The organism is Rhodococcus sp. SB1D, from assembly GCF_048573875.1.
GTDB classification, from domain to species: Bacteria; Actinomycetota; Actinomycetes; order Mycobacteriales; family Mycobacteriaceae; genus Rhodococcus_F; species Rhodococcus_F qingshengii.
Window position 1 is genome coordinate 81,590 of sequence record NZ_JBMAIQ010000005.1, and the last position, 25,103, is coordinate 106,692.

Below are 25,103 nucleotides of genomic sequence, written 5' to 3' on the forward strand. Positions count from 1 at the left end.
GATCCAACTTATTGGCCGAAGTTGAACCTGAGATTCGCATTGATCAAGGTGTTGAGCCGCTTTCGCATGCTGACAACCTCTGCCTCGGGCGGTATCGGATCGTCCAAGAAGAGCGTCCAACGCAGCATCGTACTGTTTCCAACCGCCTCGATGTCGAATCGGATGACGGCGTCGGGTCGGTCCGGCCAGATCGACGTCCAGATCACCAGCTCCGGTTCTACAGCCCTGACGATCTCCGGTGAGATCTCGCTCTCGAGAAGTTCCAGCCAGTGCCGGGCGGGCTGGCGGTACGGATCGATCAATGCCTCGAACATGAAGCGCGCAGGCGGCGGCTGGCTCCGGCGCCTCGTCGCGACTTGCTGCATGACACGAGCGTAACCGCCTCTCAAGGGCATACCTCTGCCTTCACCCTGCAAGATCCACGAAAACCGGGATAAATCGGACACTGTCGGAGGACACTCAGGAGCACATCCGTCTGGGAGGGCCGCTCATGCGTAAACGCCATCAGGTTCTGCTTGCAGTGTCCGCAGCGATCGGACTGTCGCTGACGCCGATCAATGCGTCGGCAACACCGAGCACGGGGGTACACGGAGAAATCCTCGGGCAGGTGACTTTCGACGGCAAGGACTACATCCTGCGCCAGATCACCATCGACCCCGGCGGTTCCACCGGTTGGCACTTCCACGACGGGACGCTCTACGCGCTGATCGCGCAGGGCACGTTGAGCCACTACCGATCCGATTGCTCCGTCGACGGGATCTACAGCGCCGGAAATACTTTGATCGAACCGAGCGGTTCAGATCATGTGCACATCGGAAACAACTCGCAGACAACACCATTGGTGCTCGAGGTCGTCTACGTCAATCCGGCGGGCAGCCCCCTCTCCGAAGATGCTGCGCCTCCTAACTGCCAACTACCCGGCTGACGGGGCAGAAGAGTTAAACCGCACCGGCATCGATTCGAGCCCGGACACGAAGTTGGCCGCACGCCGCTGCAACGGCGCGTCGGTGGCAAGTTCCATGTCCGGCAGCCTGGCGAACAGTTGCTCGAACATGATCCGTCCCTCCAACCTGGCCAGCTGATTGCCCAGACAGAAATGAGTTCCGAAGCCGAAGGCCACGTGCGGATTCGGTGTGCGGCCGACATCGAACCGTTCGGCGTTCAGGAACACGGACTCGTCGAAATTTGCCGATTCGAAGAGCAGCAGCATCTTCTCACCTGCCTTCAGCTGCGCGCCGAAGAAATCGGTGTCACGGGTCAGGGTTCGAGCCATGTTCTTGATCGGCGAGGACCACCGCAGCATCTCCTCCATTGCCAAGGGAATGGCATCGGGATCGTCGACTAGCTCCCGGCGCTGGTCCGGATGGCGCAGTAGCTGTTCCATGCCGCCGCTGAGCACGTGCCGTGTGGTCTCGTCACCGCCGATCAGGATCAGCAGGGATTCGTTGACGATTTCCTGATCGGAGAGGGCCTCGCCGTCGACCTCACTGTGAATCAACGTGCTCACCAAATCGTCGGCCGGGTCGCTCCTCCGCTCGGCGATGGTTCGCATCATGTACGCGGTGAAGTCGACGTACGCAACCATCATGGCCTGCAGTTGATCCTGGGAAGCGTTGCTTCCCAATGCCTTCACCAGATCGTCCGACCACCGCAGAAACAACGCGCGTTCCTCCGGACGGACACCCAACATGTCGCCGATGACGGCCATCGGCAGCGGTGCCGCCAGGTCTGCGACGAAGTCGGCTTCTCCTTTCTCACAGACGGCGTCGATCAGTTGATCGCAGATCTCCCGGATACGGCCGGCCTTGGCTTCGACCTTCTTACGTGTGAAACCCGTATTGACCAAGCGTCGACGTGTGAGGTGCTGCGGGTCGTCCATGTCGATCATCTGCGGCAATGGACCGGTTTCGGGGCGGATGCCACCGGCGTTGGAGAACAGTTCGGGATCCCGCTCGGCTGCGACGACGGCGTCGTAACTCGCGGCCGCGGTGATTCCGTTGGCGTCGTCTCGGTACACGGGCTCGTGATCGCGCATCCAGGCGTACGCGTCGCGCACATTGCCGAGGTCTCCGCTATAGAAGCGTCCGTCGATCAAATCGAAGGTCGGTCTGGTAGCCATCACTCCACCTCTCGCACAACCCTTGCCTCAATAAGTAGAACCTGTTCCTATATAGCGTGGGGCGTTTTCACCGAAGCCGAATCGGAAATCCTCCAGAATCAGCACGCGAGCCCGCCGGAGCAACGACCAGGAGACACGCATGGACGACGACACCGCCTCAGCGGGCATACCCACTTTCGCCGGCACATCGATACTGGTGACCGGCGGCGGTAGTGGCATCGGCCTGGGCATCGCTCGTTCGCTCGTTGCGTCTGGCGCTCACGTCACGATCTGCGGACGCAACAAGGAGAAACTCGAAGCTGCCGCCGAATCGATCCGGCAGTCGAGTCCGGAAGGATCGGTCAGCGTCTCCCCCGCCGACGTCACGATCGAGACAGACGTCGTCGCCGCTGTCGCCGCGGCGGTGTCCGTCACCGGAAAGCTCGACGGAGTCGTGGCCTGCGCCGGCGGGAACGAAACCATCGCACCGGTCACGCAACTCGACGTCGACGCCTGGCGCCGCACCGTCGACCTCAACGTCACGGGGACCATGCTGACGATCAAGCACGGCGCGCGGGCACTGGTGGCTGGAGGCGGTGGATCCATCGTCGCGATCTCGTCGATCGCCAGCAGCAACACACATCGCTGGTTCGGCGCGTACGGAGTCTCGAAATCCGGCGTCGACCACCTGGTGCAGTTGGCAGCAGACGAACTGGGCGCCAGCAACATTCGTGTCAACGCGATCCGCCCGGGGCTGACCCGAACGGATCTGGTCGCGCTCATCACCGACGGTGGCCCCATCCTGGACGACTACCTGGCCAACACGCCGCTCGAACGCGTCGGCGAGGTCGAGGACGTCGCCGGACTCGCTTCCTTCCTCCTCGGACCGCACTCCACCTGGATCACCGGGCAGATCATCAACGTCGACGGAGGCCAAATGCTGCGCCGCGGACCGGATTTCCGCTCGATGCTCGAACCTGTCTACGGCTCCGACGGACTCCGCGGGGTGGTGGCGCCATGAGCTACACGATTCTGGGCAAGAAGGTCGAGATGCCCGTCGAAGTTCGCACCGCGTCTGCCTTCATGGCGTTGTACTCGGTACCCAGCACAACCGCGCAGTCGATCATCGATTACACCGGCTTGACCGTGCTCCAGTACCGTCCCGGCCGGGCGCTGTGCGGCCTGGTTTTTGTCGACTACATCGACGGGGATCTGGGGCCGTACAACGAATTCGGAGTGACGTACATGGTGCGCAGCCACACTGCGCCTCCCGAAACCTCGGTGCTGGGAGATCTACGTTCGCTCGCTGCCGGAACTGCAGGGGCACTCATTCACGAGTTGCCGGTGGACGGCGAGTTCACCAAGGCCGCCGGCCGGGAAATCTGGGGATTCCCGAAGGTGCTCGCCGAGTTCGACACCGAGCACGTCGGCTCGGTCAAGCGCGGATCGGTCTCTCGCGACGGCAAACTCATCACACAGTTGAGTGTGAAATCCGGCGTCAGCGTGCCGGGCGGCGGAGCCAACATGTCGTTGGCCGCGTACTCACATCTCGACGGCGCCACCAGGTGCACGTCGTGGGACATGGCACCGACCGGCGTCAAATCGCGCCCTGGTGGAGCCGAGGTTCAACTGGGCAGTCACCCGATGGCGGCGGAGCTTCGGAAACTGGGACTCCCCCGCCGGGCCCTGATGACCACGACCATCAAGAACCTGGCGATGACGTTCGGGGAGGCCACAACAATCTGAGTGTCGGCCGACGGCACCCCTTTCGGTCACGTGTGACTCGGGCTACACTCCTGGACGGTTGACCAACTCGCGTCAGACCGCCCGAAAGGACACTCGTGCAGATCACCCGACGCACCGTACTGGCAGGCGCTGCCGCCGCACCTGCGCTCGCCGCTCTGTCGACGAACCAGGCCGTCGCAGCTTCGCCGGCACGCACCGTTTCACCCGCACGCACCGACAAGTCGTCGGCGTCACTGCAGGTGGGCGTCGGAATTTCCGACGTGACCGGACCGGTCGCCGAAGTCGGCATGATGGGCTACTCGAGCTTCGATCAACGCGCCGAAGGCCTGCACCAGCGAATGCGCGCACGCGCCTTCATCTTCGAGTCCGGCGGGTCGCGGGTCGCCTACGTGTGCGTCGACAACTGCATGATCTTCCAGTCCGTTCACGACGAGGTCCTGCGCCGACTGGCCGGGAGGTTCGGTGACATCTACACCGAACGCAACGTCATGTTGACGGCCATCCATTCACACGCGGCATGTGGTGGGGCCTCGCACAACTACGCGTACAACCTCGCAGTTCTCGGCTTCGAACTGCAGGTGTTCGAAGCCGAGGTCAACGGCATGGTCGAGGCGATCAGCGCTGCGCACGAGAACCTGGCGCCAGGCACGGTCCGTTTCGGGCGGTCCGATCTCACCGACGCCAGCGTCAACCGATCGCGAGTGGCGTTCGACCTCAACCCCGAAGAGGACAAGGCCTACTACCCCGGTGGCAACGACCACCACATGCGTGTCATGCGGATCAGTCGGGGCAGCAAGGACATCGGAGCGATCAACTGGTTCGCCACCCACTGCGCCTCGCTCACGAACGAGAACCATCTCATCTCCGGGGACAACAAGGGCGCCGCGGCGTACTTCTGGGAGCACGACGACCAGGGCGTGCGCTACCTCGACGGCGACACCAGCTTCATTGCTGCGTTTCCGCAGACCAACAGCGGCGACATGTCACCGAACCTCTTCCTCGAGCCCGGACGCGGACCGACCGAAGACGAATTCGAGAACGCACGCATCATCGGGCTGCGCCAGGTAGCGGCAGCTCGAACTGCCTTCGACGCGGCGTCCGACACCGTCACCGGTGGCGTCGACAGTCGGATCATGTACCTGGACATGGCAAATCAGGTGGTGAGCGGAAGATTCACCCCCGACGGACGCGAGCACCGCACCGCTCCGGCCGCGATCGGCGCGGCAATGAGCGCCGGAAGCGTCGAGGACGGACCGGCAATCCCGATCTTCCCCGAGGGCACCCGAAACCCCATGATCGACGCCCTGGGCGGTATGGATGCTCCTGTGCCTCAATGGCTTCAGGACGCACAGGCGCCCAAACTCGTAGTCGTTCCGGTCGGCCTGCTGCCACCGGGAGGATGGGTGCCGAACGTACTCAAGATCCAGATCCTGCGGATCGGTCAGTTCTACATCGTCGGTGGCCCTGCGGAATTCACCATCGTCTCCGGATTACGAGTGCGTCGAACCGTCGCCGAGGAGCTTGGGGTTCCCCTCGAGAACGTCATCTTCCAGGGATACGCGAACTCGTACTCGAGCTACTGCACCACACCACAGGAATACGATTCGCAGCAGTACGAGGGCGGTTCGACGATGTTCGGTCGTTACACACTGCCGGCCTATCAGCAGGGGTATGCCGCCCTTGCAGCCGCGATGCGCGACGGCACCGAACCTCCTCGCGGCCCCGCTCCGGCCGACCTGTCCGGGTTCCAACCCAGCTTCGGACCTGGCGTCGACTTCGACGAGCCCTTGCCGGGAACACAATTTGGCGACGCAACCGTCCAACCCGGCGACACCTCACCGGGTGGGCAGGTTGCCGTCGAGTTCGTCACCGGCCACCCCAAGAACGACACTCACCGAAACGGGACCTTCTACGAGATCCAGCGCAATACCGGCGGATCCTGGACACGGGTCGCCGACGACAACGACTGGTCCACCAAACTGCACTGGCGCCGGGTCGGGAGCAACGGTTCCGTCGTGCGCATCACGTGGGATGTTCCGGCCGATACTCCGGCGGGTACGTATCGAGTCCAACACTTCGGTGCGTCGAAGGCTCGGGGTAGCGGCGCGATCACGCCCTTCTCCGGGTTGACGTCCGAATTCCGCCTCACCTGACCCGCGTGAACGTATCGCTCCCCTTGTTGGACAAGGGGAGCGATACGTTCACGCGATGGGGTCAGAGCGCAATGGCCAGGTTCAGGCGGCGGTCGGGTGCAGCGAGGTGCTCATCGTCGACTGCTCTGACGCTGCCGGGCGGTCGATCTTCGCCGCGACGATCAGGACCAGCAGACCGGCGACGGTGACCGCCGCCCCCATCCAGATCGGGGAGGTGAAGCCGAGTCCCGCGGCGATGGTGATTCCGCCCAGCCATGCCCCGAGCGCGTTGCCGACGTTGAAGGCGGCAATATTTGCACCCGACGCCATGGTCGGTGCGGCCGACGCGTAGTTCATGATCCGCATCTGCAACCCGGGCACCGTCGCAAAACCGAAGGCGCCCATGAAGAACAGTGAGATCACGGTCATGACCTTGCTCTCGGCGGTGGCGGCGAACACGATCAGAACGACGGTCAGGATCGCGAGAATCCAGACCAGCGACTTCGTCAGCGAGCGGTCGGCCGCCCTGGCGCCGAGGAAGTTACCGACGAACAGGCCCGAGCCGAAGAGGATGAGCAGCCACGGAACGCTGGACGTCGCGAAGCCGGTGACCTCGGTGAGGGTGAAGGCGATGTAGGTGAAGGCTCCGAACATTCCGCCGTAGCCGAGGATGGTGATGGCGATCGAGAGCCATACCTGCTTGTTGCGGAATGCCCCCAACTCTCCGCGCAATCCGCCACCGGTCGTGCTGGCGGGCGTCGTCGGGACGAGTGCTGCAATTCCGATCAGTGCGATGACGCCGATGACGGTGATGGCCCAGAACGTCGAGCGCCATCCGAGTTGCTGGCCCAGCAGCGTGCCGAACGGAACGCCGAGAACGTTGGCGATGGTCAGGCCCGCGAACATCATCGCGATGGCGCCGGCGCGCTTGTTGGGCGCGACCATGTCGGCGGCAACCACCGAGCCGATTCCGAAGAACGCACCGTGGCACAGCGCCGCGACGATGCGTCCGCCCATCATGACCTCGTAGGAGGGAGCGAGCGCGGACATCAGGTTGCCGATGATGAACAGCACCATGAGCGAGAGAAGGACCTTCTTGCGCTCGAAGCGGGTGACGGCAGCGGTCAGGAGGATCGCGCCGATCGCCACCGACAGTGCGTAGCCCGAGATCAGGTAGCCCGCGACGGACTCGGTGACCTCGAAATCAGCCGAGACCTCGGGCAGGAGGCCCATGATGACAAATTCGGTGAGGCCGATCCCGAACCCGCCCATAGCGAGGGCAATGAGACCCAATGGCATCTCGATGTTCCTTTCACAGATTTACGCGTAAGCCGTTAGCGGGCGTGTGCATTAGTTGCAGGCGCGCTATAAATAGTTGCACGCGCGCGCTACATGCGCAAGCTGGTAACCTGGAGTCGCAGGAAACGGACAAGGAGAATCACATGGGGATCGCCGACGACGCCGTCGAAATCCGTTCGCAAGGGTGGCGCACGCTCGCAGCACTGCACGGCGCCCTCGACACCGAACTGGAACGCGCGCTCCAGCGTGAGCACAAACTGTCCGTCGTCGAATACACCGTCCTCGACGCGTTGAGCCGCCAGGACGGCTGGCACATGCGGATGGCTCAGTTGGCTCGCGCTGCCGCACTGAGCAGCAGCGCCACGACGCGCTTGGTCAATCGACTCGAAGATCGAGGACTATTGACGCGCATCCTGTGCGCCGACGACCGTCGAGGCATCTACACCGAGCTGACGCCGGCCGGCCGCGAGCTTCTCGAAAGCGCACGGCCGACGCACGACGCCACCCTCGAGGCGGCGCTCGACGAGGCATGCAAGACACCCGAACTCGCGCCACTGGTGCGCGCCCTCCACGAGCTTCCCGTCGGCTAGAAGTCTGCCGGAAGCAGGGCACGCTCTTTGATGCCCGAGACCACCTGAGCGACAAACACACTCGCATCGACGACCACCCGCCCACCACGCGCGGGGACCAGAACGTCGACGGTGCCGCCGTGCACCTCGTTGTCCCCGATCACCGCGATGTACGGGTCACGGTGAGTGCGTGCCTCGCGGATGCGACGTCCCAACGATCCGTCAGGCGCGATCGCCACTCGAACATCGCGAGCCTCGAGATCGGCCCGCAAACGCTCGGCCTCAACCTGGTGCCGGTCGCCGACGGGCAGAATCGAGACTTGGTTGGGTGCCAGACACGGCGGCATCCGCCCTTCGAACCTTTCGATCAAAAGCGCAGTCATGCGTTCCATCGACCCGAGCAAGCCCCGATGGATCATGACGGGGCGAGCCTTGGATCCGTCCCCAGCGGTGTACTCGAGGTCGAACCGCTCCGGTTGATTGAAGTCGAGTTGCACGGTCGAGAGTGTTTCCTCGCGGCCGTGCGCGTCTCGCACCTGGACGTCGATCTTGGGACCGTAGAACGCTGCCTCCCCCTTCGCTTCCACGTACTCGATCGAGCGTGCATTCAGCGCCTCGCGAAGGTGATCCTCAGCGTCCGCCCACTGCTCGTCGGTGCCGAGGTACTGCCCCTCTCCCCCTCTGATCGAGAGGCGGTACTCCCGTTCGGCAATCCCCAGAGTCGAGTAGCAGCGCTCGATCGCGACGAGCGCGACGATCACTTCTGCTTGCACTTGTTCACGACTACAGAAGACATGTGCGTCGTCGAGATTGATCTGTCGGACTCGACTCAATCCGCTGAGAACTCCGGAGAGTTCGCTACGGAACATCGAGCCGAGTTCACGAACGCGGAAAGGTAGCTCGCGATAACTACGACCGCGAGCGGCGAATACCTGAGCGTGATGAGGACAGTTAGCCGGACGAAGGAGAAATGACTCTCCGCCTATCTTCATTTCGGGGAACATGTCTTCCGAGAACTTGGACCAATGCCCAGATCTCTCGTACAACTCTTTCTTCGCCATCACGGGGGTATAGACACCCCGGCATCCGGATCGCGCTGCTTGTTCGGCGGCGAACTTTTCGAGTTCGTTCCTGATGATCGCGCCGTCCGGTAACCAGAGTGGGAGGCCCGCCCCGACGATGGGGGTGGTGGCGAAAAACTCCAGGTCGCGCCCGAGTTCGCGGTGGTCAACGCTCATGAGAGGTCTCCAAATCGTTCAAGGGGAGACGCACACGGAGCGACGAAACAGGAAAGCCCCGGGGCGATAACTCCCGGGGCTGAAAGGGTTCGGTCAGCAGTTGCTAAACGATGCGCCGGAAGAGAACCGGCGTCGTCGTGTTGTGCGCAATACTGACCATGTACGTGAGGTTACATCAACTTCCTACCCACCTACAGCCCGAATTGTCGGGCCTCTATGCTGACGCAACTGGGAAGGCGCAGCAGTAGCCAACGAAACACCCACGAAGAGCGAAGTTTCGGCAATCATGTCCGAACGTGAGGTTCTCGGATATGAGGAGGATGTGCGACGGTGCCGGACCACTTGCTCGAACAGTTGATCACCATTCCTTTGTTCACGGGAATCATCGGGTACATCACCAATTGGTCGGGCGTCCTGATGCTTTTTGCGCCGATCAACTTCCACGGGATCAAAGTGCCCGGACTCAAACTGCTCTTCCCGTTCCTCCCCCGGCGCGTTCAGGTGATCCCCGCGATCACCAGCGACGGCAGATTCGGTTGGCAAGGCATCGTCCCCTCGCGGGCGGAGAAGATGGCGTCGATCGCCGTCGACAAATCCCTCGCGAAAGTCGGCAGCATCGCCGACTTCTATCGCGTCCTGGACCCGGACAGCATCGCCGAGCACTTGGTGAACATTTCTCGCAGTGAAGTGCGCGGCGTGGTCACCAGAATCATGACGGCCGAGAATCCTCAGCTCTGGCACAACCTTCCGACGTCGGTGAAGGAGGCCGTCTTCCGCAAGGTGGAGGACGATCTGCCGGCCAGCGTGCGCATGATCACCGACCGCATCGAAGAGGACATCGACGAGTTCATCGACGCGAAGCTGATGGTGATCCGCTACCTCTCTTCGCACCCCAAACTGCTCAACGACATCTTCCGCACGATGGGCAACAAAGAGCTCAGGTTCATGCAGAACTTCGGCTTCTACTTCGGGTTCCCGATGGGCTTCGTGCTCGTCGGAATCCTCCATCTGGTTCCGCAGTGGTGGGTGCTTCCCATCGGTGGCGTGATCATCGGGTACATCGTGAACTACCTCGGAATCACGATGATCTTCGAGCCGATCACCCCCAACCGTTGGGTGCCGTGGCGGCAGGGGCTCTTCCTGAAGCGACGCACCGAGATCATCGCCGGGTACGCAAAAACCCTCGCCGATCACGTCGTGACGCTCGAGAACATCGGCACCGAACTCCTCGAAGGTCCCCGCTCGGACCGAACGCGGCGGATGCTCGATCAGGTACTGCGCGAATCCGTCGACGACGCAGCCGGCTGGGCAAAGTCGGTGGTCAAGATGACCGTCGGTTCGCAGAGTTACAAGCGTCTGCCCGGACTGGCCACCACCGAAGTGCTCGACCTGTACCCAAGGGTCTTCGAGGACGCGGAGTTCGCCGAGAACCAGTCGGAGAAGATTCGTGTCTTCGTCACCGAACGCATGAGCATCCTTTCACCGGAAGATTTCAGCGAACTATTACGCTCAGCCGTCAAGCAGGACGAGTGGCTGTTGTTCGTACACGGGGCCGTGCTGGGCTCGTTTGCCGGTTTCCTACACCTCGCAATATTCGGAGTATGAGCATGAGTGAGCACGACCATCGCATGATCGTCGAAGCGGAATCGTACGACTGGGCTGCGGACATCACGCCGGTCGAATCCGTCGAAAAGCGTCTGATCCGTAGCCTCGTCGGGCTGACCGCCACGACGACGCTCACGTCGATCAAGCTGACGGGTTGGGCTTTCGGAACGGCGAAGGAGGCGACGCGGCAGATCGTTCAGGCTGCGGCCGAAGCCGCGGCAGAGGCCGCTGAATCGGCCAATGTTCAATCCGAACGTCGGGCCGAGAACTCCAATGGAGACGGCTCGCGGACCGAGAACCTACGGGCAGCAATGGCAACTCGAACCAATCGCAAACAGAGTGTCGAAGCCACTCTCGCGGCGCTGCGGGCACGCGGCGACAGGTTGCTGGACCGTTCCGCGGACGTGACCGATCGCGACGATCTGCACCCGGCCTACGACCGGATCCTCGACGAGATCGCGCCGGACGAAGCTCGAATTCTTCGGTTGTTGGCCACTTCAGGTGCGCAACCGAGCGTGGACGTACGTACGGCGCGGCCGTTCGGCGTCGGCTCGGAGATGATCGACGAGGGTCTGTCGATGATCGGAGAACTGGCAGGCTGTCGTCATCTGGACCGCATCAGCGCCTACCTGAACAACCTGCATCGGCTCGGTTTGGTGGCGTTCTCACGCGAGCCCGTCGAGGCCGACCGGTACCAGGTGGTCGAGGTACAGCCATCGGTGATCGAGGCGGTCAAGCGAGCCGGACGATCGAACAAGATAGTGCGTCGTAGCATCCTGTTGACGCCGTTCGGTGACGACTTCTGTCATACCTGTTTTTCTCTGTAGGGCCTCCGGCCCTGTGCGCCTTTTTGGTAGTTACCACTACCAAAAAGGCGCACAGGGGGCTTGCCCCCTACAGCCAGGTATCTTCTGTCGTGGTCGTCAGGAACGCTTCCAGATCGTCACGCCAGGTAGCCGGAACAGTCTTGTCCGGCTCGATGCCCGTGTACTGCCCGCGATAGAAGAGCAGCGGGCGTTCGGTCTTGATCTCACTCATCGACGACACCCGACCGAAGACGACGTAGTGATCGCCGCCGTCGTGGACGGTTTCCACCGTGCAGTCGATGTGTGCAAGGGACTTGTCGATGATCGGCGAGCCCAGAGGCGATGGCGTCCAATCGATGCCGGCGAACTTGTCCGGCTCACGTGACCCGAAACGAGCACACACCGCCTGCTGTTCCTCCGCCAACACGTTGACGGCGAACTTACCGGTCCGCTCGATTGCCGCCCACGACCGAGAACCCTTGGTGGGGCAGAACAACACCAAAGGCGGGTCGAGTGACAGGGCCGCGAAAGACTGACATGCGAACCCGACAGGCTCACCGTCGTCGACTGTCGTGATGATGGTGATACCCGTGCAGAATTGCCCGAGAACCGTGCGGAACTGGCGTGGATCGATCGCCTGCTCCGCACTCACCGACGCGTCGGGCGAACTCACGGCTTCATTCCCACCGTGAAGTCGTGACCCCACAGGCTCACGGCCGTGCTTTCCCTCGCGATCCAGTTTTCGTCCTCGACCTCTAGCCCCTCACAACCGAATTCGATGTCGAACCCGCCTGGAGTCTTCATGTAGAACGAGAGCATCTCGTCGTTGACGTGGCGACCGAGAGTCGCCGACATCTTGACCTTCTTGCGCAGTGCCCGGTCGAGGCACAGTCCGACGTCGTCGGAGTTCTCCACTTCGAGCATCAGGTGCACGATGCCCGTCGGGTTGGGCAACGGCAGGAACGCCAAGCTGTGGTGACGCGGGTTGCAGCCGAGGAACCTCAGCCACGCCGGGTCGCCGTCCGCGGGCCGGCCGACCATCTGCGGAGGCAGACGCATCGAGTCGCGAAGCTTGAATCCGAGTACGTCGCGGTAGAACCGCAGCGAAGCATCGTCGTCATCGGTGGTGAGCACGACGTGGCCGAGGCCCTGCTCACCCGTCACGAACCTGTGCCCGTACGGGCTCACGATCCGGCGGTGTTCGAGAGCAGCTCCGTGGAACACCTCGAGGGAGTTGCCCGAGGTGTCCTCGAACGCGATCATCTCGACGACGCGACGGTCCTTGAGCTGCTCCGCCGTGCCTTCCTTGAACGGAACACCGGCTGCCGACAACCTGTCACGGATATCCTGCAGCTCAGCGGCATTCGCGGTTTCCCAACCCGAGACGAGCAGACGGTCCGTGTCGTTCGGAACGATGACAAGACGCGCCGGGAAGTCGTCCATACGCAGATACAGCGATTCCGCGTCGACGCCCTTGCCCTCGATCATTCCGAGGATCTTGAGTCCGTATTCGCGCCACGCAGCCATGTCGGTGGCCCCGATGCGCATGTACGCCAGAGATCGAATACCCATCATTTACCTCCGTCGAGCAGGAAGTCGGTTGCGAGCCGGTTGAATTCGTCGAACTTCTCGAGCTGCGCCCAGTGACCGCAACCGCCGAAGACGTGGAGCTGCGCGCGCGGGATCATCTTGAGCGCGACCAGTGCGCCGTCGAGAGGGTTGACCCGATCCTCACGGCCCCAGATCAGCAACACACGCTGACGAAGCTTGTACGCCTCGCGCCAGAGCATGCCGAGCTCGAAGTCACCGCTGGAGAAGGACTTACCCATCGCCTTGGCCGCAGCCAGCGACTCGGGAGTGCTGGCGGCAGCAAAACGTTCGTCGACGAGTTCCGGCGTGATCAGCTTCTGATCGAAGACCATGATCCGCAGGAATGCTTCGAGGTTTTCTCGGGTGGGCTGGTAGCTGAACTTTCCGAGGTTCTTGACGCCCTCGGTGGGGTCCGGCGCAAACAGGTTGACACTCAGACCGCCGGGGCCCATCAGAACGAGGCGACCCGCACGGTCCGGGTAGTCGAGCGCAAAGCGAACAGCAGCGCCACCACCGAGCGAATTGCCCAGCAGATCAACGCGACCGGTGATCTCGAGCGTGTCCAGGAGATCATTGAGCGCCGACGCACTGTGCACGAAGTACTGCGGATGCTCCGTCGGCTTGTCGGACTGCCCGTAACCGGGCTGATCGACCGCGATGACGTGAAAGCTCTTCGCCAACACCGGAATGTTGCGGGCGAAGTTAGACCACGACGACGCGCCTGGGCCACCGCCGTGCAGCAGCACGATGGTCTTGTCGTTTCCGACGCCCGCCTCGTGGAAGTGCAGTTTCAGATCGGGGCGCACTTGCGCGAACCGTGAAGTGGACTCGTAGGTGAGGGCTTCTTCGGTGGTTGTCACTGAGCCTCCTCTAGACCATCGTGTCGGTGATCGGCAGACCGAATTCGCCGGTTCCGAACATGACGTAGGCGCGTTCGGGATCGTTGGCGGCGTGGACGCGACCAGCGTGAGCATCGCGCCAGAAACGCTGGATAGGAGTGCCGTTCTGCAGCGCCGTGGCGCCGGAGTTCTCGAAGAGCTTGTCGATCGAGGCGATCGCGCGGCCCGTGGCGCGCACCTGGTCACGTCGAGCGCGCAGCCGCAGTTCCATCGGAACCTCTTCGCCCGCAAGGATCAACGCGTACTCGTCGGCGACGTTGCCGGAGAGCTGACGCCACGCGGCGTCGATGTCGCTGGACGCCTCGGCGATGCGCACCTTGGCAAACGGATCGTCCTTCGACTTCTCGCCGGCGAACGCAGCGCGCACACGCTTGCCCTGGTGCTCGACGTGCGCTTCGTAAGCTCCGTAAGCCATTCCGACGATCGGTGCCGAGATCGTCGTGGGGTGAATGGTTCCCCACGGCATCTTGTAGACCGGCGCGGTGTTGTTCTCGAGGCCCGGGGCGGTCAGTTCGCTCATCGCCCGGAAGCTCAGAACGCGATGCTTGGGAACAAAAACATCCTTGACCACAACGGTATTGGAGCCGGTTCCACGCAGACCGACCACATTCCACACGTCGTCGATCTGGTAGTCCTCGCGAGGAATCAGGTAGCTCACGAAATCGACTGCGCGGCCGTCCTTGAACACCGGACCACCGAGAACGGCCCAGCTGGCGTGGTCACAACCCGAAGACCACGCCCACGCACCGTTGACTTTGTATCCACCCTCGACTACTTCACCCATACCCATCGGGGCGTAAGAGGACGAGATGCGAACGTCAGTGTCGTTGCCCCACACGTCTTCCTGTGCCTGCTGAGAGAAGAGGGCGAGGTGCCAGTTGTGTACCCCGATGATCGAGGAGACCCACCCTGTGGAACCACACGCGCTGGCGATCTTCTTGACCGCGGAGTAGAACAGCACCGGATCGGCTTCGTATCCGCCCCACTGCTTCGGCTGCAGCAAGCGGAAGAAACCTGTTTCCTGAAGAGCCTTGATGGACTCGTCGGGGATACGACGCAGATCCTCGGTCTCCTGTGCGCGCTCGCGCAGTGCCGGCAGTAGTGCGTCGAGCCTCTGCATCACCTCGTGGCTGTCATGGTTACCCACTTCGACGCTCCCGTCTTCCTCGATCGGTTGGTTCACTTACACTTGAGACTAGAACACGTTCTCTTTTCTGTCGAGACGCTGACAAAGGTCCCGTTTGTGGCCGCAATGCTGTAACAAGTGCCCCCAAAATCTGGCGGAACCGGATCGAGTTCTATAACGTGTTCTACTAACAGCTAGAAGGGATGTGAGGTCACAATGGCGCAGATTCGCGAGATCGACGTCGGAACGGTGCAAACTCGTTTCGCCCGCGGTTGGCACTGCCTGGGTCTACTGAAGACCTTCAAGGACGGCAAACCGCACGCGATCGAGGCTTTCGGTACGAAGCTCGTGGTGTTCGCCGACAGCAAGGGCGACATCAAAGTTCTCGACGGATACTGCCGTCATATGGGTGGTGACCTCACGCAAGGCGAGGTCAAGGGCGATTCCATCGCCTGCCCCTTCCACGACTGGCGCTGGGGCGGCAACGGCAAGTGCACCGGCATTCCTTATGCCCGCCGCGTGCCTCCGCTCGCACGCACCCGCGCGTGGACGACCCTCGAGCAGAACGGTCAGCTCTTCGTCTGGAACGACCCCGAGGGCAATCCGCCGCCCGAAGAGATCGTGATTCCTCGTATCGAGGGCGCGTACAGCGACGAATGGACCGACTGGACCTGGAACTCCATGGTCATCGAGGGGTCCAACTGCCGCGAGATCATCGACAACGTGGTCGACATGGCGCACTTCTACTACATCCACTACGCCTTCCCGACGTACTTCAAGAACGTCTTCGAAGGTGAGATCGCCACTCAGTACCTCAACACCACGGGCCGTCCCGACATCGGAATGGCCTCCCAGTACGGCGGCGACACGCTGCTTCGCTCCGAAGCTGCGTATTACGGACCGTCGTACATGGTCAATCCCCTGTGGAACAGCTACAGCGGATACGAGGTCGAGAGTGTTCTGATCAACTGCCACTACCCGATCAGCCCGGACTCGTTCGTGCTGCAGTGGGGCGTGACGGTGAAGAAGCCGACGGGTGTCTCCGACGAGATGGCCGACAAGTTGGCCGGCAAGTTCACCGAGGGCATCAGCGAGGGATTCCTGCAGGACGTCGCGATCTGGAAGAACAAGACCAAGATCGAGAATCCCCTTCTCTGCGAAGAAGACGGCCCCGTCTACCAGCTACGACGCTGGTACGAGCAGTTCTACGTGGACAAGGCCGACGTCACCGAGAAGATGACGCAGCGCTTCGAGTTCGAGGTGGACACCACCAAGGCAAACGAAGCCTGGCACGCCGAGGTCGAGGAAAACCTCGCACGCCAGAAGGCCGAGAAGGAAGCTGCAGCAGAAGCGGCAAAGAAGGAAGCAGAGGTCTAGTCGTGAGCGCCTCGATCGGAACCGACGCACGGTGGGCTCGTTGGGCCAAGGCACCGGACTTTGCCGGGCAAACGGAACGGCTCGAGGCGATCGCGGCCCAGACGATCGAGGACAAGCACGAATACCTCGACTCGGGTCTGCAGGAAGTCGACTGCAAGGCATGCGGCGCGTGCGTACTGGTTCGCAAGAACACGTACAAACACACCAGCGTTCAGTGGACTTCCGACCCGGCGCTGCGTTGCCACACCTTCAAAGAGGCAATTGCTTCCGGGCAGTCGTCGGCATTGAAAGACGGATGCCCGAAACTGCACGACAGCATCGCCGACGCGGTTAGGGACGGCACCATCACGGTGCGTGATCCCGAGGTCAGCTGACCTGATTGTGTAGAACGAGGGCCGACCCACGGGTCGGCCCTCGTTTTACGTTCCAGCGCCCGCGCGTCCGTCAGGCAGGCGGTCGCACCTTTCGTGCAGCCACCGCGTAGACGTCGCTCGACGTGGTGAGAGAGTTCTTTCCGCTGGCCGCCGGCACTCCCCCGCGTAGATTCACGGCCCAGTTGAGCGCACCCAGCGGTCCACACCCGCTGGCTCCCGGCGCCGCAAACACCGCATCCGAATGTGGGACTGCCGGGAACACTGCACCGGGGAACTCACCGATAGGTTCCGACGGAGGGTTTCCGGTTGTGGTCAGGTGAAGGTTGATCGGATTCGAAACCGAACCGATGTAACAATCGTCACCGAGCAAGGGATTAGACAGTTTCAATCGAACAGGCATGGTGAGTTCCTGCTCGAGAACCTTCAGATCCGGCACTCCCACCGATTCCACCGTCGCGCTGATCTGAGTCAGTCCCAGCGGAGTATCGATCCCGAGAGCACCTCCCGGTACCGAAATCGGATTGGAATAGACCCCGTTGGACCCGTCCTGCTTGGCGACGAACGTCTCGATGAAACTGTTGTCCGGCTGGGTCGCGTATTTCACTCCGCCCGCAACCTTGAGGCTTCCGTCCGGGATCGGCACCGAAAGTGCGCCCAATTTCATGGTCCCTCCGCGAACTACGACGCTGGCGCACGTCGTCACCTCGAGATCCTCGATCGGGCACGTGCCCCAACCGTCGAAGGTCAACGGATCAACCGCTGCCGCACCGGAGGAACCGAGCGATCCGCTGCCGGAAGACCCTGACGATGATTCGTCGGCAATTGCCACACCTGCACCGGCCATGACAAATGTTGCAACTAGCGCGACTGTCGACATCACTCGAGATTTGTTGCGGCTCTTCATCTTCGAATTCCTCCACCGTTGACGGAAATTCACGAGAGCCACCCCCTGCGGATCGCACCTCGATCTACGCCCGGCACGCTACCGAGAAGTGAGACGCGGATTCACACATAACGACGATATTTCCCACCAAAGAACTACGGCGATCACGCTCGATCGAACTTCCGTCCTAGCCCCGGAAACCGTATCGATCCTGTCGGCTCAGTTCGGTTCGACTGTGCCCGAACCGATGACCTGATCGAGGAACGGCCCGAACATCTCCCCCAGGTTCTCGGCGATCTGATCGGGGGTACCGAAAGACAACGTCACGTGACTGATCGCCAGACGCACTATCGTGCTGCCGAACATCTCGGCATGGATGCGGTCGACGTTCGCCCAACTGGTCATGAAGATCTCGGCCAACCTCGCGCTCGCATGTTCGAGCAGCGGAGTCCCGTCAGTGGTGACCAAGCTCAGCAGGTCGTGCTGCGGCCGGGGACCGACAATGCTGACCACCATCGGATCCCGGGCACCGGCGTCGAAGAAGGCACGAAATGCAGCCGAGACCGCGCCACGCGGATCCGAATGATGCAGCGTTACTTCGCGTTCCACTTCTTCGAGAAACTCGTCGACAAACCGGATGAGGTATCCGGACGCCAATCCCTGGCGAGACGTGAACTCCTTGTACAACGTCTGCCGGCTCATACCCGCAGCTTCCGCGATATGCGCCATCGTGATGTCGTTCCACGATTTCTCGGTCAAGAGTTCGCGTGTGGCGTCGAGCGCTGACGCACGGAGGAGTTGACGAGCTGCCTCGTGGTACGGGACACGGGCACGAGCGGTGGACATATCGGGAAGATTTCCATCGCCCGTGCTCGGTGTCAAAACGGTGGACACGCAAGCCACAGAAGTCACGAGTGCACTCAGAGCACCGGTGAGGCGACAAGACCCGCCGCAAGTTCGGTCAGATCCCTGTTTGTATCGGCGAGTACGTCGGCGCTGATGTCCGGGGAGCGTTCGATAAGGGTTCGGACGGCACGAATGTCCTTCGGCCGGCCCACGCTCACAGCACCGACGATATTTCCGTCGCGCATGCAGATCGCAGTGAAGTCATAGGAGTCCAAGTCTCCTCGAACAATCACGGTGTCGTCCGCGCCTGGCCAACCCGCTACTTGAATGTTGCGGCCGAATTGGTTCGACCAACTCCAAGGGACGGATTCGAAGGGTTCTTCCTTCCCGACGATGGTCTTGGCAACTGCAACTGCGTGGTCCTGCGCAGTGTTCCAGTGCTCACCACGGTGCATGCCGCCGAGAAAACCGTTGGGCACGTTGGCCACATCGCCGATCGCGTACACATTGTCGACGGAGGTCCGGAGGTATCGGTCTACCGAAATCCCGTTGTCCACCGCAATACCCGCAGCAGCAGCCACATCGGTATCGGGCAAGGATCCGATTGCGACGACGGCCAACTCCGCTGTCCACTCGCGTCCGTCACGCGCACGTGCGGTGACGCCGTCGGCACCCGTCGTGAGCGTCTCGAGGTCGACCCCCGTCTGCAAGGCGACGCCCGCCGAGACGTGCAGCGCGGCGATCTTCTCCGCTATCGACGGTGGAAGCAGCCTGGACAGGGGCACCGGTTGCGCTTCGAGAACCTGCACACTGCAACCCAAGTCGCGTGCCGTTGACGCCACCTCCGATCCGATCAAGCCACCGCCGACCACCAATAGCGAGGATCCTTCGATCAGCTGGGATTGCAAGCGTCGCATGTCTGCGATATCCCGAAGATAGTGAACGCGCTCGGAATCTTCCGCGGCCAACCGTCGGGACCGTCCACCCGTGGCAAGAATCAGAACGTCGTAGTCGATGCTGTCACCGTCGGCTAAAAGTACTGTGCGGGAATCTGTGTCGATACTCGTGACAGTTGCGCCGATCCGAAGATCGATACCCTGCTCGTTCCAGAAAGTCGACGGCCGCAACCGAACCCGATCGAACGACGCTTTCCCGGACAGTAGCTCCTTCGACAGCGCTGGGCGGCGGTACGGCTCCTCAGGTTCGCTTCCGATCAGGATGATGCTGCCGCCGAACCCTTCCTTGCGCAGGGCCTGCGCGGCACCGGAACCGGCGATGCCCGTGCCCACGATCACGACGGTGCGTGTGTCGGGCTCGCTGACCGCTGTCATCAGCGGTCCACCTCCACCATTTCGAAATCGACTTTGGCGGCACCACAATCAGGGCAGGACCAGTCTTCGGGAATCTCGTCCCAGCGAGTACCCGGCTCGATACCGTCGTCGGGCCAGCCGATCGCTTCGTCGTATTCGAACCCGCACTGGAGGCAGCGGAACAATTTGTAAGCAGTGGCAGTCTCGGACATCGGTTTTCCTTTCACCGGTGGGTATTTCGATCAGGATTGCGTGACGAGGGTGAAGTCGACCTTCTCGCGGACGCCGCAGTCGGGGCAGCACCAGTCGTCCGGAATACTCGACCACGGCGTGCCGGGCGGAAAGCCTTCTCGCGCAGCGCCTGTCGATTCGGTGTACGTGTAGTCGCAGATCGGGCAGATGTAGGCATTCATGCGTTCACCCCGTAGGCTGCGAGGATCTTGGCCCGCTTCTTCGGCGCGATGTTGACCTGGGTGATGTCACCTCGGTAGTGCTCGAGAACGCGGTGGTCCATCACCTTGCGCCACAGGGGCGGGACTGTTGCGAGCATGATCATGCTGGCGTAGCCGCTCGGGAGCTGAGGGGCCTCTTCCATACTGCGAAGCGCTTGGTAGCGCCGTGTCGGATTCGCATGATGATCGCTGTGCCGCTGCAAGTGATAAAGGAAGACGTTGGTGCAGATGCGATCACTGTTCCAGCTGTGCGCCGGCGTGCATCGCTCGTACCGTCCGCTTGCGGTTTTCTGACGTAGGAGTCCGTAGTGCTCGAGGTAGTTGATCGCTTCGAGCAGCGAAAACCCGATGAACGCCTGGATCACGAGGTACGGCGCGATGCCGATCCCGAACACTGCAAGCGCGACACCGAACAGAACAACCGACATGAGCCAGGCGTTGAGCACGTCGTTCTTGATGCTCCAGTGCGTGGTGCCCAAACGCTCGAAGCGGGTCTTCTCGAGATGCCACGCCGACTTCAATCCCCCGCCGACGCTGCGCGGCCAGAAACCGTAGAGGGTCTCACCGAAGCGCGAGGTCGCCGGATCTTCCGGAGTCGACACTCGCACATGGTGGCCACGGTTGTGCTCGAGGTAGAAGTGACCGTAAGCACTCTGTGCGAGAACGATTTTGGACAACCAGCGCTCGACGCTCTCCTTCTTGTGCCCGAGTTCATGGGCTGTGTTGATGCCGATTCCGGCCGTCACACCGATCGTCACTGCGAGTCCGATATTGGAGAGAACGCTCAAATCCCAACGCGCCCAGATGTAGCAGGACAGGAAGAAGGCCGTGTACTGCAGCGGCAGATAGGCGTAGGTGCACCACCGGTAGAAGCGGTCGTTCTCGAGTTCGTCGATCACCTCGTCGGGCGGATTCTTCCCGTCCTCACCCGCCAGGATGTCGATGACGGGAATGAGAGCAAACGCGATCAGTGGGCCGGTCCACCAGAAGACATTCCATCCGGTGGCGGTAACAAACCCCACGGCGATGAAAGTTGCCGATGACGGAATCAGCGCCAGCAGCCACAAGTAGCGTTTCCGGTCTCTCCAAGTTGCGAGCCGACCATCTGGCTCGGTGTACACCAACGCCGCCATCGAATTCTCCAGTTCTCGTTCGGATCAGTGAGTGCGTCCTGCGCGGTAATCCGCGACACGAACAACATCTATGTATAGAGAGTGGACAAATGATAGCGTTTTGTCAACGATTTTTGAGGTAAAAGTTTTACAAACACGCAGATTTGTACATCACTTGGATGTGGCGGCAGATCAGCGTTCAAGGAATCGAGGGCGCAAAAGTGCGCCGAAAGGCGCTCGCGCCTCAGGCGGAACGTAGGCCGCCTCGCCATGCCGGGAATACAGGTGGTCGTCCTCGTATCGCGGAAATACGTGGACGTGGTGGTGCCAGACGTCCTGGTTGCCCGCCGGTTCGTTGTGCTGCCGGGTCGAGACGCCGTCGCAGCCGTAGGCTTCACGAATTGCAACAGCCACGGCCTGAACCAGGTCGAAAACCGAGTGCCCGACGCTCGTGGGCAAAGTGTAGAGATTCTCGAAGTGCTCGATCGGCGACACAAGTACGTGGCCGGGGTTGCCCGGCCACCACTTCGGGGAAATCCGAGCGATTGCGTGGTCGGTTCGAGCAACCAGGTCGGTCGACGAGTTGTGCTCGTCGAACTCGCCCAGCGCGAAGCGACAGAACGGGCACCGGTACCCCGGCGGCTCATGATGCAACTCGCCTGCCTTCACGTCGCGATCTTCCCACGACCTCAACGTCTGCAACCCGTGCGGAAAGCCCCAAAATGCCCGATCTGCGCGAATTTCCCCAAAACAAAAGTTCGCGTACCCATACTGAAATGACCGACTGTCCCCGACGTGAGTGGGTCCTCATGGATACCGACGTATTGGTAGCGGGCGCCGGCCCGATCGGATTGACCACCGCGATCGAGCTGCGCAGACGCGGTATCTCCTGTCGAATAGTCGACCCCCTCGACGAACCGCGGCAATACGCGAAAGCCGTCGGGATTCAGCCACGCACTCTCGAACTCTTCGAGAACATGGGGGTGCTCCGCCAGGCACTCGACGCCTCGACATTGATGCGCGGTCAGATCATGTACACGAACGGCGTCGAGGTCGGCCGCGTCGACCTCACCCTCCCCGACGACGTTCCTTACTGGTTTCTCTGTCTGCCTCAGTACTCGACGGAGCGCATCCTCACCGAGCGCCTCACCGAGTTGGGAACAACCGTCGAACGCGGAGTCGGCCTCACTGCATTCGAACAGTCCGACGACGCCGTCACCTGCACCCTCAGCGACGGCAGTACCGTGACGGCTCAGTACCTGGTGGGTTCCGACGGCGCGCACAGCGTGGTCCGCAAAGGGCTGGGCCTGAGCTTCGAGGGCGGCGCATTTGCCGAGAGCTACATGCTCGGTGACGTCGAAGTCGACTGGTCGATACCCAGCGGCTACTCCGTCCGCGCCAACCACACCGCCGACGACGGAACCACCGACGACCTACTCGTCTGCATCCCACTTCCCGGACACAAGCGGTACCGCATGTCGATGCTCGTTCCGGACGAGTTGATGCCGGACGAATCGTCGAACAAAGCCGCTGTACAACACGGTTTTTCAACCGGAAAGACACCTGAACTCCATCACATCCAGGCTGTGCTCGACAGACTGTCCCCAGAACCGACAACCGCCTCGATGCTGCGATGGTCCTCGGTCTTCCGCATCAGCCACCGCATCGTCGACGCTTACAGCCGCGGACGGGTTTTTGTCGCCGGCGACGCCGCGCACATCCATCCCCCGACTGGCGCGCAGGGCATGAACACCGGGATCCAGGACGCCCACAACCTCGCATGGAAGATAGCGCTCGCCGTCAAAGGTGTTGCGAAAGCGGATCTTCTCGAGACCTACGACGCCGAAAGGCGGCCGGTCGGTGAAGAAGTCGTCGGGATGACGGTCCGAAATGCTCGAGAAGGAATCGGTTCGGGAGAGTCCTCCATCGACACGGCAATGCGGCGCCAGGCTCAATTGTTGATCGACTACTCGGAGAGTCCGCTGAACACCGGGCGTAATTCTTCGAGTCCACACGTTCAACCGGGCGAGCGTGCACCCGATGCACGCGGAATGCGCCGAGACGGTGTGCAGTATCCAATTCGGTTGTTCGACTTGCTGTCCGGAGTCGACCACACGTTACTGCTGACTTCGGACGGATCCGCGGAGAGCATCAACAGCTTGGAGAAGGTCGCCGACGCCGCAATTCGATCAGCGCACGGCTTGCTGGACGTCTACGCGATAGTGCCACCGGAAACCGTGACCGTCGACTCGCTGGTGCCGATCATCGAGGACAACGCCTCGCAACTGTGCGCCGCGTATGGGGTCGAAGGTACGGCGGCGCTGGTCATTCGCCCCGACGGCTACCTCGGATTCCGTGGTCACCCGGAGAACGTTTCCGACTACTTCACGAAAGTATTTGCCGTCAATCAGGAATGAGCGAAGCGAACATCAACCGAATCTCGGGCGAGAGCTTCATCAACTCGACGTATCCACCCAACGGCCCGGCATCGAGGTAGGAGAACTCCATGCCGGCGCCCTCTACCCGACCTTGTTGCACCACCGACATTCCGCGACGCTCGGCCTCGAGCAACGTCGCCTCGTAATCGCCTGGAACCCAAGCCATGTGATGAACTCCGACGCCGTGAGTCTCCAGGAACTCCGTGTACAGGTTGCGTCCGGACACTGGTTGGATCAACTCGAGCTGTTGGCTGCCCGCATATCCGATCGACACGTGAACGACATAGTCCGCGGGCTCACCTCGATACGTTGTGGTCTCGGGACCAAAGGCGATGTCTGGCATACGTAGCCATCGCTCCACTCCCCACTGCCGAGTGAACTCCTGTTCGGCGGCCTCGATCTCCTCGACCACCCAGCAGATCTGGAAGATCGGTCCCGAGACCAACGGGGTCATGCCATTTTTCCGTTGTCCACCGAGTAGACGGCCCCGTGTATCGCCGAGGCGTCGTCGGAGGCGACGAAAGCCACCATCTTCGCAACGTCCTCGGCTTCCATCAAGCCACGCGGCGAGGCAACCTTCATGACGAGGTCGAAGTCGACTCCGTCGGGGAAGGTGAATCCGGTGACTTGAGGAGTCATCATGCCGCCGGGGCAGATTGCGTTGACACGCAGAGACTTTCCGGTGAACTCCATCGCCATCGCTCGGGTCAGTCCGATGAGTCCGTGCTTGGCAGCACAGTATCCAGCCGAGTACGCCTGCCCTTCCAGTCCCGCGATCGAGGAGACGTTGACGATGTTGCCGCCCCGTTCCAGCAAGTGCGGCAGTGCTGCTCGGGAAAGGAAGAACGGTCCGTTCAGATTGACCGCAAGGTCATGTGCCCATTCGGAATCCGCAATATCCGCCGTATGACGAAGCGAGTGCGATCCCGCCACGTTGACGAGGATGTCGATACCACCGAGTTCGTCGACGCACGCCTGCACGGCCGCATCACACTGAGCGGAATCCGAGACGTCCGTCGCCGCGAAACGACGCTCTCCATCCGCGCCGACCACCTCGACCATCGACTGTCGCAGCTTTTCCTTGTCGCGGGCGATACCGAAAACCTGTGCGCCCCTGCGGTGGAGTATCTCGGCCACCGCGCGCCCCAACCCTGAGGACGCGCCGGTCACCAAGGCCACTTTTCCGGCCAGTACGTCTGCCAT

The 25,103-nt window shown here is 61.8% G+C and carries 27 protein-coding genes; 10 read left to right on the forward strand and 17 right to left on the reverse strand.

Annotation, left to right across the window (positions count from 1 at the left end):
• Window positions 1-8: 8 nt before the first annotated feature.
• Entirely contained in the window at window positions 9-365 is a 357-nt protein-coding gene (locus ACN50D_RS13610) for a hypothetical protein (protein WP_249342965.1), read from the reverse strand.
• A gap of 125 nt (window positions 366-490) precedes the next feature.
• On the opposite strand from ACN50D_RS13610, the gene ACN50D_RS13615 reads away from it, so the two are divergent.
• Complete coding sequence (locus ACN50D_RS13615; protein WP_003945598.1) at window positions 491-925, forward strand: cupin; 435 nt, start codon at window positions 491-493, stop codon at window positions 923-925.
• Here ACN50D_RS13615 and ACN50D_RS13620 read toward each other — a convergent pair.
• Window positions 914-2,119 (reverse strand): cytochrome P450, encoded by a 1,206-nt coding sequence (locus tag ACN50D_RS13620; RefSeq protein ID WP_211921449.1) that lies wholly within the window; start codon window positions 2,117-2,119, stop codon window positions 914-916. The two genes, ACN50D_RS13615 and ACN50D_RS13620, sit on opposite strands and share 12 nt — an antisense overlap.
• A gap of 139 nt (window positions 2,120-2,258) precedes the next feature.
• Between ACN50D_RS13620 and ACN50D_RS13625 the strand changes: the two genes are divergently transcribed.
• The 3 genes from ACN50D_RS13625 to ACN50D_RS13635 all read left to right on the forward strand — a co-directional run bounded on the left by ACN50D_RS13625 (window position 2,259) and on the right by ACN50D_RS13635 (window position 5,997).
• Window positions 2,259-3,119 carry an SDR family oxidoreductase gene (locus ACN50D_RS13625; protein ID WP_054782036.1) on the forward strand — a complete coding sequence of 287 codons (861 nt, stop codon included), beginning with the start codon at window positions 2,259-2,261 and terminating at the stop codon, window positions 3,117-3,119.
• Entirely contained in the window at window positions 3,116-3,844 is a 729-nt protein-coding gene (locus ACN50D_RS13630; protein WP_003945787.1) for an acetoacetate decarboxylase family protein, read from the forward strand. Before ACN50D_RS13625 ends, ACN50D_RS13630 begins: the two co-directional genes overlap by 4 nt.
• Window positions 3,845-3,939: 95 nt before the next feature.
• A complete protein-coding gene (locus tag ACN50D_RS13635) occupies window positions 3,940-5,997 on the forward strand; it encodes a neutral/alkaline ceramidase (RefSeq protein ID WP_047269613.1) in 2,058 nt (685 codons plus the stop codon).
• 81 nt (window positions 5,998-6,078) lie between these two features.
• Here the strand turns inward: ACN50D_RS13635 and ACN50D_RS13640 are convergent, their stop codons facing one another.
• Window positions 6,079-7,275, reverse strand: coding sequence for an MFS transporter (locus ACN50D_RS13640; RefSeq protein WP_064112427.1), 1,197 nt, complete (start codon window positions 7,273-7,275; stop codon window positions 6,079-6,081).
• Window positions 7,276-7,418: 143 nt separating this feature from the next.
• Between ACN50D_RS13640 and ACN50D_RS13645 the strand changes: the two genes are divergently transcribed.
• Entirely contained in the window at window positions 7,419-7,865 is a 447-nt protein-coding gene (locus ACN50D_RS13645; RefSeq protein ID WP_003945852.1) for a MarR family winged helix-turn-helix transcriptional regulator, read from the forward strand.
• Here ACN50D_RS13645 and thrS read toward each other — a convergent pair.
• The gene (gene thrS, locus ACN50D_RS13650; RefSeq protein WP_211921447.1) at window positions 7,862-9,082 is read right to left on the reverse strand and encodes a threonine--tRNA ligase; all 1,221 of its coding nucleotides are present in this window, start codon (window positions 9,080-9,082) and stop codon (window positions 7,862-7,864) included. The two genes, ACN50D_RS13645 and thrS, sit on opposite strands and share 4 nt — an antisense overlap.
• A 330-nt stretch (window positions 9,083-9,412) precedes the next feature.
• Here thrS and ACN50D_RS13655 point away from each other — a divergent pair, with 330 nt between their 5' ends.
• Both ACN50D_RS13655 and ACN50D_RS13660 read left to right on the forward strand, forming a co-directional pair.
• Complete coding sequence (locus ACN50D_RS13655) at window positions 9,413-10,687, forward strand: DUF445 domain-containing protein (protein WP_003945674.1); 1,275 nt, start codon at window positions 9,413-9,415, stop codon at window positions 10,685-10,687.
• A gap of 2 nt (window positions 10,688-10,689) precedes the next feature.
• The gene (locus ACN50D_RS13660; RefSeq protein ID WP_003945623.1) at window positions 10,690-11,514 is read left to right on the forward strand and encodes an Abi-alpha family protein; all 825 of its coding nucleotides are present in this window, start codon (window positions 10,690-10,692) and stop codon (window positions 11,512-11,514) included.
• Between the two features lie 67 nt (window positions 11,515-11,581).
• Here ACN50D_RS13660 and hsaB read toward each other — a convergent pair whose 3' ends face one another.
• Genes hsaB through hsaA form a run of 4 tightly spaced genes read right to left on the reverse strand, consistent with a single transcriptional unit; the run spans window position 11,582 to window position 15,129 of the window.
• Complete coding sequence (gene hsaB, locus ACN50D_RS13665; RefSeq protein ID WP_003945677.1) at window positions 11,582-12,166, reverse strand: 3-hydroxy-9,10-secoandrosta-1,3,5(10)-triene-9,17-dione monooxygenase reductase subunit; 585 nt, start codon at window positions 12,164-12,166, stop codon at window positions 11,582-11,584.
• The gene (gene hsaC / locus ACN50D_RS13670; RefSeq protein WP_003945585.1) at window positions 12,163-13,065 is read right to left on the reverse strand and encodes an iron-dependent extradiol dioxygenase HsaC; all 903 of its coding nucleotides are present in this window, start codon (window positions 13,063-13,065) and stop codon (window positions 12,163-12,165) included. The genes hsaB and hsaC overlap by 4 nt, the downstream gene beginning before the upstream one ends.
• Window positions 13,065-13,943 (reverse strand): 4,5:9,10-diseco-3-hydroxy-5,9,17-trioxoandrosta-1(10),2-diene-4-oate hydrolase, encoded by an 879-nt coding sequence (gene hsaD / locus ACN50D_RS13675; protein ID WP_003945808.1) that lies wholly within the window; start codon window positions 13,941-13,943, stop codon window positions 13,065-13,067. Before hsaD ends, hsaC begins: the two co-directional genes overlap by 1 nt.
• Window positions 13,944-13,953: 10 nt before the next feature.
• Window positions 13,954-15,129 (reverse strand): 3-hydroxy-9,10-secoandrosta-1,3,5(10)-triene-9,17-dione monooxygenase oxygenase subunit, encoded by a 1,176-nt coding sequence (gene hsaA / locus ACN50D_RS13680; protein ID WP_039973406.1) that lies wholly within the window; start codon window positions 15,127-15,129, stop codon window positions 13,954-13,956.
• A gap of 195 nt (window positions 15,130-15,324) precedes the next feature.
• On the opposite strand from hsaA, the gene ACN50D_RS13685 reads away from it, so the two are divergent.
• Together ACN50D_RS13685 and ACN50D_RS13690 are read left to right on the forward strand one after the other, a co-directional pair.
• Window positions 15,325-16,485, forward strand: coding sequence for a Rieske 2Fe-2S domain-containing protein (locus ACN50D_RS13685; RefSeq protein WP_003945847.1), 1,161 nt, complete (start codon window positions 15,325-15,327; stop codon window positions 16,483-16,485).
• 2 nt (window positions 16,486-16,487) lie between these two features.
• Window positions 16,488-16,859 (forward strand): hypothetical protein, encoded by a 372-nt coding sequence (locus tag ACN50D_RS13690; RefSeq protein ID WP_003945499.1) that lies wholly within the window; start codon window positions 16,488-16,490, stop codon window positions 16,857-16,859.
• A 70-nt stretch (window positions 16,860-16,929) separates the two neighbouring features.
• On the opposite strand, the gene ACN50D_RS13695 is transcribed toward ACN50D_RS13690, so the two are convergent.
• The 7 genes from ACN50D_RS13695 to ACN50D_RS13725 all read right to left on the reverse strand — a co-directional run bounded on the left by ACN50D_RS13695 (window position 16,930) and on the right by ACN50D_RS13725 (window position 22,131).
• The gene (locus ACN50D_RS13695; RefSeq protein WP_003945441.1) at window positions 16,930-17,763 is read right to left on the reverse strand and encodes a hypothetical protein; all 834 of its coding nucleotides are present in this window, start codon (window positions 17,761-17,763) and stop codon (window positions 16,930-16,932) included.
• Between the two features lie 198 nt (window positions 17,764-17,961).
• Window positions 17,962-18,588 carry a TetR/AcrR family transcriptional regulator gene (locus ACN50D_RS13700; protein ID WP_007734097.1) on the reverse strand — a complete coding sequence of 209 codons (627 nt, stop codon included), beginning with the start codon at window positions 18,586-18,588 and terminating at the stop codon, window positions 17,962-17,964.
• Between the two features lie 74 nt (window positions 18,589-18,662).
• Entirely contained in the window at window positions 18,663-19,919 is a 1,257-nt protein-coding gene (locus tag ACN50D_RS13705) for an NAD(P)/FAD-dependent oxidoreductase (protein WP_007734096.1), read from the reverse strand.
• A complete protein-coding gene (locus tag ACN50D_RS13710) occupies window positions 19,919-20,110 on the reverse strand; it encodes a rubredoxin (RefSeq protein ID WP_007734094.1) in 192 nt (63 codons plus the stop codon). The genes ACN50D_RS13705 and ACN50D_RS13710 overlap by 1 nt, the downstream gene beginning before the upstream one ends.
• A 30-nt stretch (window positions 20,111-20,140) precedes the next feature.
• Entirely contained in the window at window positions 20,141-20,311 is a 171-nt protein-coding gene (locus tag ACN50D_RS13715) for a rubredoxin (protein ID WP_007734092.1), read from the reverse strand.
• Window positions 20,308-21,483, reverse strand: coding sequence for an alkane 1-monooxygenase (locus ACN50D_RS13720; protein WP_211921445.1), 1,176 nt, complete (start codon window positions 21,481-21,483; stop codon window positions 20,308-20,310). Before ACN50D_RS13720 ends, ACN50D_RS13715 begins: the two co-directional genes overlap by 4 nt.
• Window positions 21,484-21,654: 171 nt before the next feature.
• The gene (locus ACN50D_RS13725; RefSeq protein WP_007734089.1) at window positions 21,655-22,131 is read right to left on the reverse strand and encodes an HIT family protein; all 477 of its coding nucleotides are present in this window, start codon (window positions 22,129-22,131) and stop codon (window positions 21,655-21,657) included.
• A gap of 140 nt (window positions 22,132-22,271) precedes the next feature.
• On the opposite strand from ACN50D_RS13725, the gene ACN50D_RS13730 reads away from it, so the two are divergent.
• A complete protein-coding gene (locus ACN50D_RS13730; protein WP_211921443.1) occupies window positions 22,272-23,879 on the forward strand; it encodes an FAD-dependent monooxygenase in 1,608 nt (535 codons plus the stop codon).
• Here the strand turns inward: ACN50D_RS13730 and ACN50D_RS13735 are convergent.
• A complete protein-coding gene (locus tag ACN50D_RS13735; RefSeq protein WP_064688613.1) occupies window positions 23,866-24,354 on the reverse strand; it encodes a VOC family protein in 489 nt (162 codons plus the stop codon). The two genes, ACN50D_RS13730 and ACN50D_RS13735, sit on opposite strands and share 14 nt — an antisense overlap.
• On the reverse strand, window positions 24,351-25,103 hold the full coding sequence (locus ACN50D_RS13740) for an SDR family NAD(P)-dependent oxidoreductase (protein ID WP_003945607.1): 753 nt from the start codon (window positions 25,101-25,103) through the stop codon (window positions 24,351-24,353). Before ACN50D_RS13740 ends, ACN50D_RS13735 begins: the two co-directional genes overlap by 4 nt.

Bases quoted from the DNA above. Each gene is read 5' to 3' on its own strand.
- ACN50D_RS13610 (WP_249342965.1), bottom strand. From the start codon at position 365: ATGCAGCAAGTCGCGACGAGGCGCCGGAGCCAGCCGCCGCCTGCGCGC.
- ACN50D_RS13615 (WP_003945598.1), top strand. From the start codon at position 491: ATGCGTAAACGCCATCAGGTTCTGCTTGCAGTGTCCGCAGCGATCGGA.
- ACN50D_RS13620 (WP_211921449.1), bottom strand. From the start codon at position 2,119: ATGGCTACCAGACCGACCTTCGATTTGATCGACGGACGCTTCTATAGC.
- ACN50D_RS13625 (WP_054782036.1), top strand. From the start codon at position 2,259: ATGGACGACGACACCGCCTCAGCGGGCATACCCACTTTCGCCGGCACA.
- ACN50D_RS13630 (WP_003945787.1), top strand. From the start codon at position 3,116: ATGAGCTACACGATTCTGGGCAAGAAGGTCGAGATGCCCGTCGAAGTT.
- ACN50D_RS13640 (WP_064112427.1), bottom strand. From the start codon at position 7,275: ATGCCATTGGGTCTCATTGCCCTCGCTATGGGCGGGTTCGGGATCGGC.
- ACN50D_RS13645 (WP_003945852.1), top strand. From the start codon at position 7,419: ATGGGGATCGCCGACGACGCCGTCGAAATCCGTTCGCAAGGGTGGCGC.
- thrS (WP_211921447.1), bottom strand. From the start codon at position 9,082: ATGAGCGTTGACCACCGCGAACTCGGGCGCGACCTGGAGTTTTTCGCC.
- ACN50D_RS13660 (WP_003945623.1), top strand. From the start codon at position 10,690: ATGAGTGAGCACGACCATCGCATGATCGTCGAAGCGGAATCGTACGAC.
- hsaC (WP_003945585.1), bottom strand. From the start codon at position 13,065: ATGGGTATTCGATCTCTGGCGTACATGCGCATCGGGGCCACCGACATG.
- ACN50D_RS13685 (WP_003945847.1), top strand. From the start codon at position 15,325: ATGGCGCAGATTCGCGAGATCGACGTCGGAACGGTGCAAACTCGTTTC.
- ACN50D_RS13695 (WP_003945441.1), bottom strand. From the start codon at position 17,763: ATGAAGAGCCGCAACAAATCTCGAGTGATGTCGACAGTCGCGCTAGTT.
- ACN50D_RS13700 (WP_007734097.1), bottom strand. From the start codon at position 18,588: ATGTCCACCGCTCGTGCCCGTGTCCCGTACCACGAGGCAGCTCGTCAA.
- ACN50D_RS13705 (WP_007734096.1), bottom strand. From the start codon at position 19,919: ATGACAGCGGTCAGCGAGCCCGACACACGCACCGTCGTGATCGTGGGC.
- ACN50D_RS13710 (WP_007734094.1), bottom strand. From the start codon at position 20,110: ATGTCCGAGACTGCCACTGCTTACAAATTGTTCCGCTGCCTCCAGTGC.
- ACN50D_RS13715 (WP_007734092.1), bottom strand. From the start codon at position 20,311: ATGAATGCCTACATCTGCCCGATCTGCGACTACACGTACACCGAATCG.
- ACN50D_RS13720 (WP_211921445.1), bottom strand. From the start codon at position 21,483: ATGGCGGCGTTGGTGTACACCGAGCCAGATGGTCGGCTCGCAACTTGG.
- ACN50D_RS13730 (WP_211921443.1), top strand. From the start codon at position 22,272: ATGGATACCGACGTATTGGTAGCGGGCGCCGGCCCGATCGGATTGACC.
- ACN50D_RS13735 (WP_064688613.1), bottom strand. From the start codon at position 24,354: ATGACCCCGTTGGTCTCGGGACCGATCTTCCAGATCTGCTGGGTGGTC.
- ACN50D_RS13740 (WP_003945607.1), bottom strand. From the start codon at position 25,103: ATGGCAGACGTACTGGCCGGAAAAGTGGCCTTGGTGACCGGCGCGTCC.